This window comes from Streptomyces changanensis, assembly GCF_024600715.1.
GTDB lineage: Bacteria > Actinomycetota > Actinomycetes > Streptomycetales > Streptomycetaceae > Streptomyces > Streptomyces changanensis.
Genome location: NZ_CP102332.1, coordinates 6,468,674 through 6,487,312, shown reverse-complemented (window position 1 = coordinate 6,487,312; position 18,639 = coordinate 6,468,674). Strand labels below are relative to the sequence as shown.

Here is an 18,639-nt window from a genome sequence, read left to right as displayed (position 1 = left end):
TCAGCCCTCCAGGACGGCGCGCAGGTCCCACAGGGTGCGCCAGGTGGCGGAGCCCTGTTCGGCGCGGCGCCGCACGGGGCCGTCCCAGTAACCGAGCAGCCGGGCGGCGTCGGCGGGGTCGTCCTTGCGGACGACGCCCAGCAGGTGGCCGGGGAGGAGGCCGAGCACGTCCCGGTCGCCGGGGAAGTACGCGGCGGCGAGGCCGAGCGCCCCGGCGACGGAGACGGCCTCCGCGGTGCTCATGACGGTCGAAGGACGCTCCACCTCCCACCCCTCGGACGACCGGCCCTCCCGCAGGTCACGGAAGGCGGTGACGAGGGCCTCCAGCACGGTGTCGTCGACGTGGAAGGCCGCTCCGGCCCGCTCCACCACGGCCCGGGACTGCCGGCGGACCAGCGCGGTCTCCGCTTCGAGGTCGCCGATGGGGCCGACGGTCTCGAAGTTGAAGCGGCGCTTGAGGGCGGCGGACATCTCGGAGACGCCCTTGTCGCGGAGGTTGGCGGTGGCGATGACGTTGAAGCCGGGCGCGGCGTGGGCCAGGGCGTCGTCGGTGCCGGCGAGTTCGGGGACGGAGAGTCGCCGTTCCGACAGGAGGGACACCAGGGAGTCCTGCACCTCGGGCAGGCAGCGGGTGACCTCCTCGACCCGGGCGATGGCGCCGCGGCGCATCGCCGCGAGGACGGGCGAGGGGACGAGCGCCCGGTGGCTGGGGCCCTGGGCCAGGAGGAGGGCGTAGTTCCAGCCGTACCTGAGCTGGTCCTCGGTGGTGCCCGCGGTGCCCTGGACGACGAGCCCGCTGGTGCCGCAGACGGCGGCGGACAGCAGCTCGGACAGCATCGACTTGGCGGTGCCGGGCTCGCCGACGAGCAGCAGGCCGCGTTCCCCGGCGAGGGTGACGACGCACCGCTCGACGAGGGCGCGGTCACCGACGAACTTGCCCTCGACGGCGAGGCGGCGCGGAACGCCCTCGGGGGCCGGGGCGTCGTCGGGGAGCCGCAGCGTCCGCCCGTCGCTGCCCATGACGAAGGTGACGGCGGCGCGCGGGGTGAGCCGCCAGGCGGGCGGGCGCGGTCCGCTGTCGTAGGCGGCGAGGAAGGCCAGTTCCGTGGCGTACCGCTCCTCGGGCGGGACGATCTGCCGGGCGGCGCCGCCGGTGGTGGCGCGGGGGGTGGTGTCGGTGGTGCTCATCGGCGGCGGCCCTTCCGGGTGGCTCGGGTGGTCAGTTCTTCGAAGGCGGGGGCGTCACCGGCGCGTACGCGTTCCCAGGCGCGGGCGAACAGCTCCGGCACCGGCGTCAGGGGCACCGCGCGGGTCCGCTCCCGCACGGGGTACAGCCCCTCCTTCCAGGTCTCCAGGGGCAGCGCCGGGGCCTTCAGGTCGTGCCAGCCGCACGGCAGGAAGAGCGTGCGGCCGGCGCGGGCCCGCTTGGCCTCGACGACGAGGGCGGTCGCGGCGAGTTCGGCGCGGGCCTTCTTCGTCCGTGCGGGCCGCCAGCCGGTCCAGCGGGCGCAGGCGCGGTCCGTGGGGTCGGGCAGGGCGAGGAGCTGGAGGTACAGCGCCGCCGCGTCCTCGCTCAGTCCGTGGTGGGTGGCGACCTCGGTGACGAGCGCGGGCACGCTGACGGTCGGGTCCTGCGCGTGGCCGCCGTGGGGCGCGTCCACGGCACCGGCGGCGAGGGTGCGGGCCAGGTCGTCGCCGAGGACGGTCCGCAGGGCGTGCAGCCCGTCGGCGGCCCGGGCGCCGACCAGCCCTTCGAGCAGGCCGAGGACGGGGTCGTCAGGGCCGGTGAGGGCGGCCGGGCGCAGGAGTACGGCTTCGTTGTCGCCGTACCAGGGGCGCAGGACGAGGGCGTCGCCGACGGGCGTGAGGCCGCGGGCGCCGGCGCCGCCGACCGGCGGCAGTCCGTACGCCTTGCGGACCTGTACGGCCGTGGGCGTGCCCTTCTCCGTCCACGACAGGTGCAGGTCGAGGAGGAGTCCGGGGTCGGCGACGCGGGTGCGCAGGGCGGTGAGGCCCGCGGGCAGGGCGGCGCGCAGCGGGTGCCCGTACGGCAGGTGGTAGGCGAGTGCGGCCAGGGCGTGGACGGCTCGCGGCAGGTGGGACGCGCCGGGCAGGGCGGCGGGGTCGTCGGGCACGAGGTCGCCGTCGGCGTCGGGCCGCTGGACGGTGGTGCGGCTGAGCCACGGGGTGTGCCCGGGGTTCAGGACGGCCTCCGCCAGGTCGTTCGCCACGTCGGGGAGTTCGGCGGCGACCTCCTCCGGGAGGCGGACGCGGGAGCCGAGGCGCCCGGCCCAGAGGCGGGCGGCCGCGGCCGTGTCGGGTCCGGCTGTCCACAGTTCCTCGGGGTCGTCCGGGAGGAGGGCGGCGACGAGCGCGGACCGGTCGGCGGCTTCGACGGTGCCCAGCATGACCCGGCCGAGTTCGAACCGGCGGGGCTTGAGCCCGGTGGCGGCCTGCGTCCGCGCGTCGGCCTGGTGGGGCAGCGCGGCGAGGAGGACGGCGGCCTGCACGGGGCCGAGGCCGGGCGCGCACGCGTCGGTCAGGGCGGTGACGGCGTCGTCGTGCCAGGGGGCGGGGCCCTTGTCGCGGACCAGGCGGGCGACGGTGGCGAGCAGCTCTGCGGGGCAGTCCGGGGTCCGCTCGGTCTCCTCCCGCAGGGTGAAGTGGGCGACCGCGCCGAACGCGCCGGTCGGGTCGTGGTCGAGGGCGAGCCAGGACATCTGCCCGCGGCTGTCGTCGCGCCCCTGTGGGGCGAGGATCACCACGGTCCTGCCGTCCCGGCGCAGGACCTGCCCGGCGCGCTGCTGGTGGTCGTGCTTCTCGTCGAGCACGACTTCGCGGAGCCGGCCGGGGGGCGCGCCGAGGGGCCCCTCGGCGAGGGCGTCGAACAACAGGAGGAGCGCTTGGCGTTCGTCGTCGGGCAGGGTGGGTGAGGTGGCGCGGTAGGCCAGGGGGCGCAGGGCGGTGAGCAGGTGCGGCCAGCCGGCGCCCATGGTGGGGACGGTGCACGCCTCGCCGCGCCAGCCTCCGCCCAGGGCGTTGAGGCGTTCGGCGCCGGGCAGCGGTTTTCCGTCGGCGGGCTTGCCGGACAGGACGTGGTTGACGGCGTGGATCTGGCGCAGGATGCTCCAGCGCTTGCCGCTCCCCCACCAGAAGTGCCGGTGTTCGATGGCGACGCCCGCGGTGGCACGGCGGAGGGTCGCGTCGTCGCCGTGCTCGGGGCTGAGGTCGGCGAACATCTCGGTCGGCGTGGGCGGGGCCTGCCGGGCGGTGTCGGGCGTGACGAACGCCGTGGCCGCCTCCGCGTGACGGACCGCCGCGCGGACGACTGCCGTGACACCGGTGAGCAGCCGCTCGTCGGTGAGCGCGGGCAGGGCCTGCGACACGGTGAGCCGGGCGACGTCGTCGGCGGTCGGCCGGGTGGTGGTCACCCCGGTGGTGGTCGCCCCGGTGGTGGTCGCCCCGGTGATGGTCGCCCCGGTGGTGGCGGTCCCGGTGGTGGCGGTCCCGGTGGTGGCGGTCCCGGTGGTGGCGGCGCGGCCGGCCGTGGCCGCCGCGGCGGCCTCGGCACGGTGCTCCGCCAGCGCCCGCGCGGTCGTGCGCAGCAGCTCGGCCGCCTGTTCGTCGGTCAGGGCACGCAGGGCCAGGGAGCCCTGTTCGTCGCGGGGGCGCAGCGCGTGCCAGAAGGGGAGGGGCGGGACGTAGCGGGTGCCGGCGGCGAACTCCCCGCCCGCCCCACCCGGGGTGATGCGGCCGAGCTCGCCGGTGCCGGCGGTGCCGTCTCCCGGGAGGAGGGCGACGCCGCGCCGGGTGAGCACGGCGACGGGCGCGGCGCCGCCGGGCATGCGCAGGGCGCCGAGCGGTGTGGGGGCGGTGCCGTCGGGTCCGGCGGTGAGGGTGACGGTCCGGCCGTCGGGGGTGCCGGTGGTGGTGCGGGCGCCGCCGTCCTCGCCCTCGGCGCGGACCCACCGGCCGAGGACGGTGCCGTCGGTGCCGAAGGGGCTGCTCTCCAAGCCGGGCTGCATGGGCAGCAGTTCGCAGGCGTCCTGGAGGAGCCGTGCGCCGTCGCGGACGCCGGAACGCAGAAAGGCGGGGAGGGAGGCGCGGCCGTGAGTGCCGGTCGCGGGGTCGTACTCCAGCCACACGGCACGGCCCGACTGCCGGCCCTGGCGCCAGTACCCGGTGCCGTCGCCGAGGACGGGGCGGGTGGGCGGCAGGACGGTGTCACCGGCGTGCAGGGTCCGGCCGCCGGTCGCGCGGCCGCCGCCGGGCAGGGGCAGGGAGGGGGCGTCCGTGTCGTGGTGCCACCAGCGGGGCGCCGGGCGCTCGCCCCCGACGGTGAACACCTCGGTGGGCCGGTTCGACCAGTACCCGAGCTGCTTGTCCCCGTTCCACCACACGACGAGCAGTTCGCCGTCGGTGTAACGCAACGTGGGCCGCCGCCACCGGTCCCGGGGGCCGGGGATGCGCAGGTCGTGTTCGAGGAGCACCCCGTCGGGGCCGACCACGACGGCCAGGTCGCCGCGGCAGAGGATCAGCGCGGGCCACGCCTCCGTGACGTGGGTGGTGTCGTCGTGGCCGTTCTTCGGGGCCTGGGCGAGTCGCCGCACGGCGTCGTCGAGAGCGGACCAGCCCAGTTCGTCGAGGATGCCGGCGCGCAGGGTGCGGCCGAGGAGCGGCGCGGCCTCGTGGCGGGCGACGCGCGCGGTCGCCTCGGGGTTGACGCGCGCGGCGACGGGCCGGAACGGGCGGAGCCTGTCGAGGGCGGTGCGCGCGGCGGGCAGTCCCCGGGCGCCGTCGAGCGCGTCGGTCGCGTCGTCGAGCCAGTCGCGCAGGACGCCGGAGAGCACGGGGTGGGCGGCGACGCCGTCGAGGACGGCGGGGGTCGGCCGGCTCTCGCCGAGGGTGCTGACGGCGCGGTGGAGCAGGTCCCGGAAGCGGGGGTCGGCGCCGAGGGCGGTCAGGTCGCGCCGACCGGGGCCCTCGTCGGCGAGCCAGCCGTCGAGGGGCACGTGCGCGTCGGTGGGCGGGGTGGTGAGCGGAATGCCGGCGGCCACGCACAGGTCGAGCAGGTCCGGTTCGGCGCCGGAGCGCCAGCGGCCGGTGAAGAGGTCGACGGGGCGGCCGTCGGCGCGCAGCCGCGGCGCCATGCGGGCGACGAGGTCGAGGGTGGCCGAGGAGCGGCGGGAGGCGGCGGCGCCGTGCTTGCGGTGGGCGGCCCACCGGCCCAGCCACTCGGCGGCGGACACGCGGCCTTCGGTGCCTCCGGCGGGGTCGGCGGGGTCGGCGGCGGGGTCGGCGGCGGCGGGGTCGGCGCCACCTGCGCCGTCGGCTCCGTCGGCCTCACCGGTGAGGAGGGTGTCCGCGCCGGTCTCCGCCAGCAGCGCCAGCCACCACTCGTCGTCCTCGACGGCGCTGCCGAGCTCCCTGGGCAGGATCTCCAGCAGTCTGGCCCGCACCCCGGGGCGCTGCCCGGCGAGGACGGCCAGGGTGGGCCGGTAGGTGGTCCAGAAGGTGCGCGGGGCGCGGACGACGGCGGGTGAGGCGATCAGGTCGGCGACGAGGGCGCACTCCTCGGTGAGCCGGTGGAGCCCGGCCGCCTTGACGAGGGCGCGGGCGTCCTGCGGCAGCGAGGCGTACGGAGCCATGCCGGCGGCGCAGCGCTCGACGGCGAGCTGCCGGTACTGCGCCCACGCCTCGGCCGGTTCGAGGCGGCGGGCGAGGTCCTTGACGTGCTCTTTGAGGGCCTTGACCGTGAGCGCCCCGGCGAAGGCGAACTCCAGGAACACGGCCCGCTGCCGCTCCTCGTCGACGGCGAGGTTGTGCACCCGCTCCGCCTCGCGGGCCTTGCCGAAGAACGCGGAGGCGTAGGTGGTGTTCTCGTGCTGGAGGAAGATCCGGGCCGCCTGCTCGTAGAAGGTGGGCAGGAAGTGCGGGACGGTGCGGCCCAAGCGCTCGCCGAGGGCCTCGAAGCCCTGCTTGGCGGCGCCGGCGCGGGACTTCGCCTGCCGGGCGAGCCGCTCGACGTCCTTCACCAGAGCCAGGGCGTGCCGGCCGTTCGCGGGGTCGTTGACGAGGGCCCAGGCGGGGAAGCCGAGCGTCTCGCGGCGCACCTGGCCGACCTCCGGGGTCTCCGGTTCGCGGGCGAGACCCAGGAATTCCAGGGCGAGGTCCTCCGCCTCACCGAGCGTGCCCGGTACGAGGCGGACGACGCGCCGGTCGTCCAGCGCGGGGTGCGTGTACGTGCGCACGGTGAGCGTGTCGGCGTCCTCGCGGCTGCTGGTGCCGGGCGGCAGGACGGCGCCCGACTCCAGCAGGGCGGCCTCGGTGGTGTGGTCGTGGGTGCTCATGCGGCACGCTCCTCGTCCTCGATGTCGCGTCCCGCGTACAGCGCGGCCGCCATGCGCATTCCCTCGGACCAGGCGACGGGTCCGACCTCGCCGGTCCTCAGCGTCCGACCGGACCGGTCGCTCCAGGTGAGGGGGCCGGTCTCGGTCTCCTCGTAGCCGTCGTAGTCACCGATCCACACGCGGGCCTCGGTGAAGCGGCCATCCTCCAGCACGGGGCAGACGGCGTGCCCGCCCCGCACCCGGTAGCCGAGCTGGGTGGCCCGGCCGTGCAGGAAGCGCAACTCCTTGAAGACGCCGCCCGCGTACGTGTCGACGCTGCCGCTCCGCGCGTCGTGGTCGGCCGGCCGGTGCCACACCTCTCGGAAGAGCTGTCCGACGCGCTGCTCGACGCCGAGCTCGACGGCGAACTCGCGCAGGTCCTCCAGGTCCTCCAGGAGCACGGGGTGCGGGACCCGGACGAGTGCGGGGCTGACGCGCACCGTGTCGCCGTCGAGGTCGACCAGTCCGAGCCCGCGCCCGGGAGCGGCGTCCCGGAGGAACCCGGCCACCTCGCCGTCGTCCCCGGAGACGACGACGTCGCGCAGGGCCGTCTGCCAGGCCGGGTCGGGCCACACCCGCTCGATGACGGCGAGGGGCACGGGCAGCGAGCGCACCATCCAGCGCTCCACGTCGTCCTGGCACTGCCGCTCGTGCCGCTCCAGCCACTCGACGAGCTGCCGCAGGCCGACCACCGCCGGATCCTCGGCGATCTTGGCCGGTACGGACTTCAGCCGCCGTCCGGTCGCGTTGCGGCAGACGACCTTCCCGTCGTCGAGGGCGACTTCGTAGTCGCCCGCTGCCACCCACCCCATGCGTGCCTCCCCAGCACCGTGCTGATCTTTCGAACCGGAACGCTAGAGGACGCCACTGACAACGCCGCCCCACGGGGGTAGCTCCCACACCGCCCCCCGACCTGCGCTGACGGTGGGTCACCCGCTGGACGGGCGGCCGCCGGCATCCCCGGGTGCCCGGGATCCGCCGCGGAACCCCGGATCCGCGGCGGGGTGGCGCCGGCGAGGTCCTCTGTGCCGCCGCGCCCCGGCGCGCCACACTGGCCGCGTGCGAATCGTGATGATGACGGCGGGGTCGCGGGGCGACGTGGCGCCGTACACGGGTCTGGGTGCCGGCCTCGTACGGGCTGGGCACGAGGTGACGCTGGCCGCGCACGCGGTGTTCGAGCCGCTGGTGGCCGGTTCGGGGGTGCGGTTCCACCCGCTGCCGGTGGATCCGCGGGCCGAGCTGCACTCGGAGCGGGGCCGGCGGCTGCACGACGCGCGGACCGGCGCCGGGAAGCTGGTGCGGCTGGTGTCCATGGCGCGGGAGGCGGCCGACGACCTGACCGCCGCCCTGGTGGAGGCGTCGCGGGAGGCCGACGTCCTGCTGGTCGGTGGTGCGCTGGGGCCGCTCGGATACGCCATCGCCGAGGGCCTGTCGGTGCCCGCCGTGGGGCTGCACCTCCAGCCGCTGCACCCGACCGGGGAGTTCCCCGCGCCGATACTGGGGACGCGACCGCTGGGCACCTTGGGGAACCGGCTGAGCGGACGGGCCGTCACCACCTCGGTGGAGCTGGTCTTCGCCGGTTCCGTCCGCACGCTGCGCCGGCGGCACGGGCTCACGGCGGCCGGCCGGAAGCGCGGCACCCGGGCGGCACGGCCGGTGCTGCACGGCTACAGCGAGCTGGTCGTCCCCCGCCCCCGCGACTGGCCCGCCGGGCTGGACGTGGCCGGATACTGGTGGCCCCACGAGACCGGGCGGACGCTCCCGCGGGAGCTGGAGGACTTCCTCGCCGCCGGGCCCGCCCCGGTCTTCGTCGGCCTGGGCAGCGCCACCGTCCCCGACCCGGAGCGGGTGAGCCGCGAGGTCGTCGGCGCCCTGCGCGCGGCCGGGTTGCGCGGGGTCGTGCAGCAGGGATGGGCGGGTCTGGCCGCCGACGGCGAGGACATCCTGACCATCGGAGAGGTGCCCCACGCGCTGCTCTTCCCCCGGACGGCGGCCGTCGTCCATCACGCGGGGGCGGGTACGACCGGTGCCGTCCTACGGGCGGGGGTGCCGACCGTGCCGGTGCCGGTCCAGTTCGACGCGGCCTTCTGGGCGTCCCGGCTGACCGCGCTGGGCACCTCCCCGGGGGCCGTACCGCTGCGCCGCCTCACCGCGGGCACCCTCGGCGCGGCCCTGCGCCGGGCGACGGAGGACGACACGCACCGCGTGCGCGCCCGGGAGCTGGCCGCCCGCCTGGCCGCGGAGGACGGCGTGGCGCCGGTACTCGCCACGCTCGACCGCCTGGCGCGCTGACCGCTGCGCCGTGCCGCGTCCCCCGCACCCCAGCCCCCTGCCCGCGTGCCCGCGGACATCGGCGGCCACGGCATCGGACGGCGCACGCCCGAGGACCCGCACGTACCCGACCGGGGCCGTCCGGGACGCGGTTTCCCGCTCGGCCCCGGCCTGGTCCTCGCACTGGAGCCGACGTTCACGGCGGGCGGGCGCGACGGGTACCACACGGCCGACGACGGCTGGACGCTGCACACCGTCGACGGCGGCCGCGCCACCCACGTCGAGCACACCGTCGCCGCCACGGGCGACGGACCGCGCGTGCTCACCCTGCGCTGAGCCCGCCACCGGGCCGCGGGCGGACCGGCTCAGCCCGCGGCACCGGCGGGCTCGGGGAGCGGCACGGCCGTGGCCACGCCCGCCGCTACGGAGGCGGGCACGCCCGCGGGGGTGGAGGCGGGTGCGCCCGCGGGGGCGGGCACGGCCGGTGCGAGTTCGCGGCCGGGGCGCGTGCGGCAGTACTCGTCGCGGACCGTCCGGTAGCCGGGCACGCTGACGGTGCCCAGCAGCTGCGCCCACTGCGCGGCGTTCGTCTCGATCCTCCGGGCGACGCGGTCGCGGGCGGCCTGGTCGGGGGCGGCGGCGAGTTGGAGCGCGTGTTCCCACGCCTGGGCGCGCCAGGTGCGCAACAGCTGCCCGGCGGTGAGGCCGGCGATGGGGTTCCAGCGGTCGTCGGCGAGGGCGACGAGCGGGTCGTAACGGCGGGCGACGTCCTGGACGGCGGGCCCGTAGGCGCGGTCCAGGACGGCCTGGAAACGGTCGTAGTCGGTCTTGCGGGTGCCGCCGCCGGGGCGGGTGAGGCCCAGGGCGGCGAGGACGTACGGCATGTCCCGCTGGATGTGCGCGTTGGCTCCGAGGAGCACGTCCTGGCCGGCGTTGACGTCGGCCGTGCGGGCCGCCTCGAACGCCGCGTCCCAGGCGGCCGGGACGGGGCGCCCCGCGCGGTCGGCCTCGTGGGCGTCGAGGTACAGGTTGACGAAGGCGGTGTTGAGACTGCCGGCGAGCCATGACGGTTCGTCGAAGGTGCCGCCGTCGGCGACCGCCGTCTCCAGCGAGCGCTGCAGCTGGACGTAGATGGCGGGGAAGGGGGCGCGGTGGTCGCAGCCCAGCCGGTCCCGGACGTCCTCCAGGATGTGGCGCGCGTCCCGCACGCAGCCGAGGACCGGACCGTGACAGGACAGGTGCCCGGTCGGAGCGGCGACCGGCGGGGCCGCTGAAGCGGTGCCGCCGGTCAGGGCGATGACGCCCGCCATGGCGACGGCGGTGATCGTACGGACTCCGTGCGGCCGACGGCCCATGGGTCGCCCCTCCTCGTTTCCCCGGCGGTGGTGTCGCCTGCTGGAACGAGGCCGGAGGAGGGGCGGTTACGGTCGGTGGCCGGGTGGAGGCGGGGACCGCCGCGCGGCGGCGAAGCACCCGGGCGACGGACGGGCCACCGTGTGACCGCCGGCCGGGGGCTGGGTGAGGGGCCGTCAGCGGTGGTGGAGCAGTGCCTTCGAGATGACGACCTCCGACGGGGTGAGCGCGCGTTCGCCGTCCTCGACGTTCCACAGGGCGTTCTGCAGCAGGCGGCCCAGGGTCCAGCCGGCCGCGCGGCCGCGGTCCAGGGCGAGCAGGTCGGTGAGCAGGTCGAAGCGGCGGCGTACCGCGCGGGCGGGGTCCGTGGAGGCTGCGATCCGGTCCCAGCGGCTGTCGAGGGCGGGCCACAGGTCGAACCCGGGGTCGCCGGCGAGCGGCTCGGGGTCGATGGCGAGCCACGGCTCGCGCTCCCCCGCGAGGACGTTGCCGTAGTGGAGGTCCCAGTGCAGCAACCGGTCGCCGGGGTCACCGGCCAGCTCGGCGACCGCCGCCGCCCAGGTCCGCAGGAGCCGCCGGTCGGCCGCCTCGGCAAGGGCCCTCTCCGCGGCGGGTACGCGCTCCAGCATCGCGGCGGCGACGTCGCCCAGCCCGCGCAGGCCGGGCGGCGCGGGGACACGGACGAGTCGTGCGAGGAGCCCGCCGAGGACGCCGAGAGCGGTGTCGTCGTCCTCGACGGCCTCCAGGGTGCGGGTGTGGTCGAGCCGTTCCAGCAGCTGGGCGCCGGTGGCCGGGTCGTGGTCGTGCAGGCGGACCGCGCCGTCGCCGTCCCAGAGGCGCAGGCCGCTCACCGCGGCGGCGGCCTCCTCGCCCGGCGGCTGGAACTTCGCCACCGCCCGCGTCCCGTCGTGGCGCAGGACCACCGGCAGCACCAGGGACGCCTGCCCGGAGGCGGCCTCGCCGTCTGGGGAGGCGTCCCAGTGCTCCAGCGCCTCCGCCACCCGGCCGGGCAGCGCCGCGAGCCACGCCCGCCCCACCTCGCCGCCCTCGGCGTACGACGCGGTCAGCGTGTCGGGGACGCGGATGTCGGCGGGTGGACGCATCGGGGCTACCTCCGTCGGCTGCGGCCTGTGCCCCGCACGGTAGCCGCGGGCGGTGGGAGGGCCCACGGGTTTTCCGCCGACGGTACGGGACCGCCGCCCCTCCGCACGGCCGCCGGCCCCGCGCGGCCGCCGGGCCCCTCCGGCCGGTGCGGCCGCGCGGGGGCTCAGGACCCCGCGGACCTGCCCTGCTGACCGCCGGAGGGATCGCCCGACTGATCGCCGGACGGCCTCCCCGGGTCCGGTGGATCGTCCGGGGCGCCGTCGTCCGCACCGCCCGACGGCTCGCCCGCCTGCCTCCGCGCCCCTCCCGACCGATCGCCCGCGTCGGCGCCCGCCGGACCGCCCGGAACGTCACCCGCCGGTACGTGACCCGCCGGGCCGCCCGTCGGGCCGTTCGTCTGGTGGACGCCGTCGGGGTGGGCGCCGGGGCGGCCCACGGGGTGGGTGAGGGGCGTGGGCGACAGGTTGGAGCTCTCCTCCCCCGGCTCCAGCAGGGTGTCCGCGGCTCCCACGATCAGCGGGTCCGGCTCGCCGAGGAGCTGCTGGTCCTTGCGGTCGTAGTCGAAGCGCCACAGCAGGCTGCGCATCGCCTCGAGCCGGCCGCGCCGCTTGTCGTTGTTCTTGACGACCGTCCACGGGGCGTGGGTCGTGTCGGTGGCGCGGAACATCTCGACCTTGGCCGCCGTGTAGTCGTCCCAGCGGTCCAGCGACTCCAGATCCACCGGCGACAGCTTCCACTGGCGCACCGGGTCGACCTGCCGGATCGCGAACCGCGTCCGCTGTTCGGCCCGGGAGACGGAGAACCAGAACTTGACCAGCAGGATCCCGTCCTCGACGAGCATCCGCTCGAAGACGGGGCACTGCCGCAGGAACAGCTCGTACTGCTCGTCGGTGCAGAAGCCCATGACGCGCTCGACGCCGGCCCGGTTGTACCAGGACCGGTCGAAGAAGACGATCTCACCGGCGGCGGGCAGGTGCGCCACGTACCGCTGGAAGTACCACTGGCCGGCCTCCTTCTCGGTGGGCTTGTCCAGGGCGACCACTCGGGCGCCGCGCGGGTTGAGCCGCTCCATGAAGCGCTGGATGGTCCCGCCCTTGCCGGCCGCGTCGCGGCCCTCGCAGAGGACGACCATGCGCTGCCCGGTGTCCTTCACCCACCGCTGGAGCTTCAACATCTCGATCTGGAGGACGCGCTTGCGCCGCTCGTAGGCGCCGCGCCGGATCTTCGTCGCGTACGGGTAGTTCTCCCGCCAGGTCTCGATGGACGCACCGGAGCTGTCGAGCAGGATGGGCTGCTCCGGCCGGCTGGTGTCGACGGTCAGCCCGTCGAGCAGCTCCATCGACCGGTCCTGGTCTTCCTCGCTGTCGTTCACACTCCCCACCTTCCCCGGATCGCCGCGGAATCGCCCACGGACCTCCCCGGATGTGCCGCGACCGGCACCGGTGGCCGGTGGCCGGTGGCCGGTGGCCGGTGGCCACGAGCGCACGGGGCCCGGTACGCCACGAGCGCACGGGGCGGTTCCTCCGGAGTCGCGCCGACGGGTCCGTGTCGGGGCGGGGCGGGGGCGGGGTGATGCTCACCCGGCTACGCGAGGCCGCGCTGTCTCTGCCGGGGCCGCGGAGCAGGGCCCCGGTGCGGCCGTGTCGCGTTCGCAGGGGGCGGCGAGCGGCCGGCCGAGGTCGACGGGGACGGCTGGGTCCGCCTGCGCCTGTCCCCGGCCGGGGCGGACGGGATGCTCGCGGCGCAGCCGACCGCCGGGCGCCCGAGCGCGGCGGCGCACGGCTCGGTGTCCGGCTGCCGCTCGGGGACGTCGACGGCCCGCGGCGCGCCACCGGGTGCCATACGAGGGACATCGACGGCCGGCGGCTCGACCACTCGGTGTGTCGCGCCGTGGCCCCCACGGAGCGGCCGGGGGCGGCGGCCCGGCGCGCTGCGGCGGGCGAGGCGGCCGCGGGTGAGGTGGACGACCTGCCGAAGAGGGGCGGCCGATCCACGAAGCAAGCGCTGGTGAGTGCCGGCACCCCCACGCTCGCGCAGGTCGAGACCTGGCCGAGGACGACCTGCCGGCCCTGACACCCCTAGGGCGCGTGAGGGCGGTAGTGCTGGCCGGCGGCGGGGGGCTGGGGGGCCGTCGCGATCAGTCGGCCGAGGTCCCGGCGTATCCGCTCGGCCTCGCCGCGCACCTCCTGCGGGACGTCACCTCTCTCCGCGATGAGCCGGCTGTAGATCGGGGTCTCCTGGAACACAGGCTGACTCTGCTTTCTGGTAGGCCTCTACTGCTACTGCGAAAGGTGGGCGTGCACATGGCATGCCTGACGGCAGCTTAAAGGGAAGCGCTGACAGCGGGTCAGGGCAACGAGAGATAACGCACACCACCGCTTGCCGCTCCGTACGGGGCCCGCCCGCCCTCGCCGGATCGGCGCGGGCCGCACCCCGGTGACGGCCCCGGATGTCCCCGACCGTGTCGAGGTGTCCGCCGGGGCCCGCGGTGCCCGCGGCGGCGTCGGGCACCTTCCGGGCCGAACGGGCGGACGAGTGCCGGTACGCCGTACGCACGCGGGGGTTCCGGGTGTGACGGAACGGGCATGCCGTACGCGTCCCGGCCCTACGATGGTCGGCACGGCCCGCCGGTCGGGCCCTCGTACAACTCGGGAGGCCCCGTGACGACGCCCATGGACGCTGGGAAGTGGCCGCCGAGCTACCCCCCGAGGACGCCCCCGCCGCCGAAGCGGCCCGTCGAGCCGCCGCGGCCCGACCCGAAGGGGACCGCGGGCGACGCGGTGGCCACGCGTGCGCGGCTCCGCGCCAGGATCGCGAACCGCCGTGCCGGCAACTGGACGTACGACACCGCTCCGTGGGCCTCCTCCTCGTCCCCGTCGAAGGCCGGTGACGACGTGCTGGCCCGGCTCCGGGCGTGGGGCTACCACCTGTCGGACGACCACCCCGTCGTGGCCCTGACGGCGCGGATGGTGCGGGCCGCGGTGGCCGACGGGGGCCGTCGCGCGAGCGTCCACCTCGCCGACGAGGAGGAGGGCCGCCAGGTCGTCGTCCTCGTCCTCTCGCACCGCCCCGACCCGACGGCCGGCGACGCGGAACCCGACGACGGGGGGCTGCTCCAGGAACTCGCCGTCCTGGGGGCGGGTTCCTGCGGGACGGAGACGGACCGCGACGGCGGCGGCCGACGTCGTTGGGCGCTCGTCGCCCTCTGACCGGCCGCGCGCCGCCCGCGTCGTCCGCCCGCCCCCGCGAGACCTCTACGCCCGCGCGGGCAGCACGGCGGCCAGGGCGGCGAGCAGGGCGGGACGGTCGTGCGTGGCGACGGAGAGGTCCTCGCCGCCGCGCGTGGTGAGGACGACGATGTCCATGCCCAGCGGGACGCCCCAACCTCCGCCGACGAGGCGGGGCTCGCCCCGGTCCGCCGCGCGCAGCCCCGGCACCGGCGCGTCGATGGCCTGCGCGGAAGCCGCGTAGCGGGCCACCGCGCCCGGCGCCGGTTCCCGCAGCGCCGCCTGGACCGATGCGGGGTCGATGTCGGCCAGCGCGATCCGCTCACGGCCGACGCGCAGGACGCCCGCGTCCCCGTCGACGACGATGCGGTGGTAGATCGCCTTCGAAAGGGGCACCGCGAGGCACGGCAGGAGGACCATCAGGAAGGCGGCGGAGACGATCAGCCACAGCCCGAGGTCCTCAGGGAGGGTGTCGATGCCGAGGTTGACGACCATGGCGAGGTAGATGCCGACGGAGATGACCGTCCAGGTCTTGGGGAGTCGCTCTCGGTACACGCGGCGCCTTTCGTGCTCTGGGGGCGGGCGGTGGCCCGCGGGGCATGACGCGACCCTATGCGCGCCGCCCCGGGAACGGCAGCCCGCCCCGGCGGTGCCGAGGGCCGGCTGCGCGTGCCCCGCCGTTCGCGGGAGCGGCCCGGCCGCCGTCCGCCGGTCGTGCCGTGCGACGCCGACGCACCACCGCCGTCCGCTGCCCGCCGATCCCGTGGTGGCGGGTGCGGCGGGCAGCGGACGGCGGTGGTGGCGCGGGAGCCGGGCGCTGCCGGGGTGGTGGGCGCGGGGGTCAGGCGCGACCGGGGTGGTGTGCGTGGTGGGTGCGGCGGCGCGGGGCGCCGGCGTGGCGCGCGGCGCTGTACAGCCGCCAGGCCGCCGTACCGACCAGCGCGCCGGTGATCAGGGCGTACACGCCGATCACCTGGGCCACCGCGACCGCGCCGATGTCGGGCCGCAGCCAGAGCAGTACGCCGGCGACGACCGACGCCGCGCCGGCGAGGGCGAGCAGCCACTCGTGGCGCACCTCGCGGTGGAAGCGCACGGCCGCCCAGATCTCCGCGGCTCCGGTGACGACCGCCCACACGCCGACGAGGGCGGTGAGGGCCAGCGCGGTCACACCGGGCCAGGCCAGTGCCACCAGGCCGGTGGCGACGCCGAGCCCGCCGGCCAGGGCGTGGAGCGCGCGGTGCCGACGGTCGTCGTGCCGCCGGAAGGCGTCGACGAGCATGGCGATGCCGTCCACGAGTACGTAGGCACCGAACAGCAGTGCCAGGGCCACTACCGTCACGCCCGGCCACGTCACCGCCAGGAGCCCGAAGAGGAGCGCGGCCGCCGCCCTCAGGGCCAGCGTCCAGGTCAGTCGCCGAGTCGCCATTCGTGCACGTCCCTTCCGTCGGCCCGGTACCGCCCGGGCGTGTGCTGCCCCGCCTACCCGCGCACGGGCGGTGATCACCTGCCGGTCGGGGCGGCGTCATGTCCGGGTGCTCGCGTCGCGGCGCGTGTACGGGCGCGCTCCGCCCAGGTCTCGAGTCGTGGAAGGAGGGTGGGACGTCCTCGATGGATCCCCGGCCGGTCACCGAATGCCTCGGCCAGGGAGACGTCCCGGTGGTGCGCGGTCTCACCGGCCCGGAGCCGCCGCGTCCGGTACTCCCCCTGCTCACCGACGGCGTGGATGCCGGGCAGCGGTGCGGCCACGCCGTCGGGGTGGGGCGGGCGGTGTCCGACGACGGGCCGCGGCCGCCACCCTCCCGCTCGCGCGGTGAGCCGGATGACCCCGGCCCCGTTGGCGATCCGCCCGGTGCGCGCGGGCCGGGAGTCATCCGTGAACGGGGCCGGTCGCCCGTCGGTCAGCGCGTTCGTCGCGGCCTCGATGTCGGCCATGCCCTGGCGTTCGACGGGATCGCGGATCCAACGGCCCTCCTGCGCTTCTTCGGTGGCGGCGGACCACCACTCCCATGCGCCGTCGAGCCGGCTCGCGAAGCTCTCCGTGCCCCGGGTTGACACGCGGGGCACCGGCTCCCGGGCCCGAGCAGGCGTCAGGCCCCGCCACGACGGGGGAACCGTGGCGGGGCCTCGCTTCCCCGTCTGCCCGGGCGGCGCGGGAATACACCCGCTCCTTGCGCGTCGGCGGCAACACGGCCGGAACGCACCGCCGGACGGGCGTGTACCCGCGTCCTACCCACCGGCGGTCTCCCCCGCCGGCCCCTCCCCGGTCTCCCCCGGCGGCGTGGTCGGACGCGTGGTCAGGCGGCGTGGTCAGGTGAGTCCGCCGGGCCCTCCAGCTCCGCGAGCAGCTCCCTCGCCCCGGCCCGCGCCCGGGACACGTCCACGTCGTCGCAGACCACTTCGAGGCCGAGCGCGGTCATGCCTGTCCCGCCGGTCCCACCGATCCCGCCGGACAGGGAGTAGTACGACTGGTAGGAGAAGAAGCCGCGCAGTTCCTCCTCCGGGTCCCGGCCGACCCACAGCGTGGCGTACCGGGTCTCCTCCGTCGGTCCGGACGGCAGCGTCCGGCGGACCGTCTCCGAGAAGAGCAGGCGCCGTTCGTACGGGGCCGGCTCTGGCGGCAGGTCCAGCACCGCCCGGGCGAACTCCCGGACGTGCTCGGCACCGTCGAAGGCGAGGGTCTCGCTGAAGTCCGGCGTCCCGGCCAGGAGGATCCAGCGCCGCCCGCCGTCCGGAGCGGTCGGATCCGGCTCGTGGGCGACGGAGAGGACGGAAGGCTGCCGCCCCGCCGGCCCGTCCCGCCAGGCGTAGGTGAAGACCTGTTCGAAATACACCGTCCGCGCTCCCCCGGTACGTCACGTGCACCCCGCGACACGGGGCACCGGTCCGGGCCCGGACCGGGGTTCGGGTGGGTGGGAAACGGGCGGGGCGGCCGGATTCGAACCGGCGTCCTCCGAGATGTCGTCGCGGCGCACTACCTCTGTGCTACGACCCCGCCACGGCCCCGACCCTATCCCGGGCCACCACCTCCCTCGCACGGGTTTTCTCCGGGTGCCGGCGTCACTGTGGCCGTCGGCGGGTCGGGGGGAGGGAGGACGGTCGGGCGACGCGGGTGGGGCGAGGGCGGTCCGGCGCGGGGCAAAGGCGGGTCCGGGCGCGGAGGGGCAGTCAGGTGTGCGGGCGGGGGCGGTCGGTGGGTGGGGGTGGAGGTGGAGGCGGGGACGATCGGCGGGCGCGTGCGGGTGGGGCAGGGGGGTCGGGCGCGCGGGTGGCGTAGGGCGGGTGGCTCGTTCCGGTGCCGGTCGGCGGCGTGGCGACCCGCGCCGGGCGGGCCGGGGTAGGCGATGTCGTATGTGGTGGTTCCACCGGATGCACGGCTCCTTCCGCGGCTCTGCCGCCGGTCGCGGCTGGCGGCGCGGCAAGGACCTGGAGCTGATGCACCGGGCGACGGGCTTCGCCGCGCTCGGCCTGCTCACCCTCGTCCCCCTGCTGATCGTGGTGGCCGCGGCGGACCCGGCGAACGGCCAGGGCTTCGCCGAGTGGCTGGCGGAGGGGCTGGGGGTGGCCGAGGCGTCACGGGACGAGGTGGAGCGGCTCTTCGCGCCGCCCCGCACCGCGCTGGAGTCCACGACGGGCTTCGGTCTCGCCGCGCTCGCCGGCTTCGGCCTGACGTTCGGCGGCGTGGTGCAGACGGGGTACGAGAAGGTGTGGGGGCTGCCGGCGGCCCGCTGGCACACGATGTGGCGCCACCTCGTCTGGCTGGCGGCCCTGATCGGGTACCTGCTGCTCTCGTCGCACATCGCCGCCCGCCCGTCGGACGCCGGTGACCTGGCGTGGCGGGTCACGGTCGCCACGGTGAGCGCGTGGCTGTTCTTCTGGTGGTCGCAGCGCCTGCTGCTCGGCGGGCGGGTGCCGTGGGGGGCGTTGCTGCCGGGGGCGATCTCCACGGTGATCGGACTGGCCGGGCTGTGGGTCTTCTCCCACCTGGTGTTCTCCCCCCTGATCGCCTCGAACGCCGTCGCGTACGGCCCGGTCGGCACGGTGCTGGTCATCCAGTCGTGGCTGGTGGGCGTCGGCTTCGTCGTCTTCGGCGGGGCGCTCGTGGGACGGCTGCTGTACGAGGAGCGCTGGCTGCTGGGCCGCTGGGCGCGGCAGGCCGTGCGACGGGTGGTGCGCCGGGCCCCCGGCCGGTGAGCGGGCCGGGCGGGCGGGGCGGGCGGGAGGTGCCGGGGCCGGGCGGGCCGGGGCGGGGAGGTACGCGCAAGGCGGGGCGACGCACCCGTGCGGACGACCGCCCG

The 18,639-nt window shown here is 76.6% G+C and carries 13 protein-coding genes, 1 tRNA gene and 2 pseudogenes; 4 read left to right on the top strand and 12 right to left on the bottom strand.

The features are described from left to right. The 3 genes from NRO40_RS28460 to NRO40_RS28450 are packed head-to-tail and all read right to left on the bottom strand — an operon-like array spanning position 1 to position 7,201. Positions 1 to 1,188, bottom strand: coding sequence for an ATP-binding protein (locus NRO40_RS28460; protein WP_058942978.1), 1,188 nt, complete (start codon positions 1,186 to 1,188; stop codon positions 1 to 3). After that, positions 1,185 to 6,350 carry a hypothetical protein gene (locus tag NRO40_RS28455; RefSeq protein WP_058942979.1) on the bottom strand — a complete coding sequence of 1,722 codons (5,166 nt, stop codon included), beginning with the start codon at positions 6,348 to 6,350 and terminating at the stop codon, positions 1,185 to 1,187. Before NRO40_RS28455 ends, NRO40_RS28460 begins: the two co-directional genes overlap by 4 nt. Continuing rightward, positions 6,347 to 7,201: a DUF4132 domain-containing protein gene (locus tag NRO40_RS28450; protein WP_058942980.1), complete on the bottom strand. Its 855-nt coding sequence runs from the start codon at positions 7,199 to 7,201 to the stop codon at positions 6,347 to 6,349. Before NRO40_RS28450 ends, NRO40_RS28455 begins: the two co-directional genes overlap by 4 nt. A 262-nt stretch (positions 7,202 to 7,463) precedes the next feature. Between NRO40_RS28450 and NRO40_RS28445 the strand changes: the two genes are divergently transcribed. Beyond that, a complete protein-coding gene (locus NRO40_RS28445) occupies positions 7,464 to 8,681 on the top strand; it encodes a glycosyltransferase (RefSeq protein ID WP_058942995.1) in 1,218 nt (405 codons plus the stop codon). Between the two features lie 45 nt (positions 8,682 to 8,726). Beyond that, a pseudogene (locus tag NRO40_RS28440) lies at positions 8,727 to 8,996 on the top strand (M24 family metallopeptidase); the annotation flags it as partial. 29 nt (positions 8,997 to 9,025) lie between these two features. On the opposite strand, the gene NRO40_RS28435 reads toward NRO40_RS28440, so the two are convergent. The 4 genes and pseudogenes from NRO40_RS28435 to NRO40_RS28420 all read right to left on the bottom strand — a co-directional run bounded on the left by NRO40_RS28435 (position 9,026) and on the right by NRO40_RS28420 (position 13,363). After that, on the bottom strand, positions 9,026 to 10,015 hold the full coding sequence (locus NRO40_RS28435; RefSeq protein WP_058942981.1) for a DUF5995 family protein: 990 nt from the start codon (positions 10,013 to 10,015) through the stop codon (positions 9,026 to 9,028). A 174-nt stretch (positions 10,016 to 10,189) separates the two neighbouring features. Continuing rightward, positions 10,190 to 11,116: an aminoglycoside phosphotransferase family protein gene (locus NRO40_RS28430; protein WP_058942982.1), complete on the bottom strand. Its 927-nt coding sequence runs from the start codon at positions 11,114 to 11,116 to the stop codon at positions 10,190 to 10,192. Positions 11,117 to 11,526: 410 nt separating this feature from the next. After that, positions 11,527 to 12,456 (bottom strand): annotated as a pseudogene (gene ppk2 / locus NRO40_RS28425) (polyphosphate kinase 2); the annotation flags it as partial. Positions 12,457 to 13,195: 739 nt separating this feature from the next. Continuing rightward, a complete protein-coding gene (locus NRO40_RS28420) occupies positions 13,196 to 13,363 on the bottom strand; it encodes a hypothetical protein (protein ID WP_198549372.1) in 168 nt (55 codons plus the stop codon). A gap of 414 nt (positions 13,364 to 13,777) precedes the next feature. Here NRO40_RS28420 and NRO40_RS28415 point away from each other — a divergent pair, with 414 nt between their 5' ends. Then, the gene (locus NRO40_RS28415) at positions 13,778 to 14,326 is read left to right on the top strand and encodes a hypothetical protein (protein WP_232791119.1); all 549 of its coding nucleotides are present in this window, start codon (positions 13,778 to 13,780) and stop codon (positions 14,324 to 14,326) included. A 45-nt stretch (positions 14,327 to 14,371) separates the two neighbouring features. Here NRO40_RS28415 and NRO40_RS28410 read toward each other — a convergent pair whose 3' ends face one another. The 5 genes from NRO40_RS28410 to NRO40_RS28390 all read right to left on the bottom strand — a co-directional run bounded on the left by NRO40_RS28410 (position 14,372) and on the right by NRO40_RS28390 (position 17,338). After that, positions 14,372 to 14,899, bottom strand: a complete 528-nt coding sequence (locus tag NRO40_RS28410) for a hypothetical protein (protein ID WP_058942984.1) — start codon at positions 14,897 to 14,899, stop codon at positions 14,372 to 14,374. Positions 14,900 to 15,185: 286 nt separating this feature from the next. Beyond that, positions 15,186 to 15,770, bottom strand: a complete 585-nt coding sequence (locus NRO40_RS28405; protein WP_058942985.1) for an HdeD family acid-resistance protein — start codon at positions 15,768 to 15,770, stop codon at positions 15,186 to 15,188. A gap of 74 nt (positions 15,771 to 15,844) precedes the next feature. Continuing rightward, positions 15,845 to 16,399, bottom strand: coding sequence for a hypothetical protein (locus NRO40_RS28400; RefSeq protein WP_198549373.1), 555 nt, complete (start codon positions 16,397 to 16,399; stop codon positions 15,845 to 15,847). 239 nt (positions 16,400 to 16,638) lie between these two features. Further along, a complete protein-coding gene (locus tag NRO40_RS28395; RefSeq protein WP_058942986.1) occupies positions 16,639 to 17,175 on the bottom strand; it encodes a hypothetical protein in 537 nt (178 codons plus the stop codon). 88 nt (positions 17,176 to 17,263) lie between these two features. Then, a tRNA-Ser gene (locus NRO40_RS28390) sits at positions 17,264 to 17,338 on the bottom strand. Positions 17,339 to 17,692: 354 nt separating this feature from the next. Between NRO40_RS28390 and NRO40_RS28385 the strand changes: the two genes are divergently transcribed. Next, positions 17,693 to 18,535: a ribonuclease BN gene (locus NRO40_RS28385; protein WP_058942987.1), complete on the top strand. Its 843-nt coding sequence runs from the start codon at positions 17,693 to 17,695 to the stop codon at positions 18,533 to 18,535. Positions 18,536 to 18,639: the final 104 nt, after the last annotated feature.

Excerpts from the sequence above, each read along its gene's own strand:
- NRO40_RS28460 (WP_058942978.1), bottom strand. The coding sequence starts at position 1,188 with ATGAGCACCACCGACACCACCCCCCGCGCCACCACCGGCGGCGCCGCC.
- NRO40_RS28455 (WP_058942979.1), bottom strand. The coding sequence starts at position 6,350 with ATGAGCACCCACGACCACACCACCGAGGCCGCCCTGCTGGAGTCGGGC.
- NRO40_RS28450 (WP_058942980.1), bottom strand. The coding sequence starts at position 7,201 with ATGGGGTGGGTGGCAGCGGGCGACTACGAAGTCGCCCTCGACGACGGG.
- NRO40_RS28445 (WP_058942995.1), top strand. The coding sequence starts at position 7,464 with ATGACGGCGGGGTCGCGGGGCGACGTGGCGCCGTACACGGGTCTGGGT.
- NRO40_RS28435 (WP_058942981.1), bottom strand. The coding sequence starts at position 10,015 with ATGGGCCGTCGGCCGCACGGAGTCCGTACGATCACCGCCGTCGCCATG.
- NRO40_RS28430 (WP_058942982.1), bottom strand. The coding sequence starts at position 11,116 with ATGCGTCCACCCGCCGACATCCGCGTCCCCGACACGCTGACCGCGTCG.
- NRO40_RS28405 (WP_058942985.1), bottom strand. The coding sequence starts at position 15,770 with ATGGCGACTCGGCGACTGACCTGGACGCTGGCCCTGAGGGCGGCGGCC.
- NRO40_RS28385 (WP_058942987.1), top strand. The coding sequence starts at position 17,693 with ATGTGGTGGTTCCACCGGATGCACGGCTCCTTCCGCGGCTCTGCCGCC.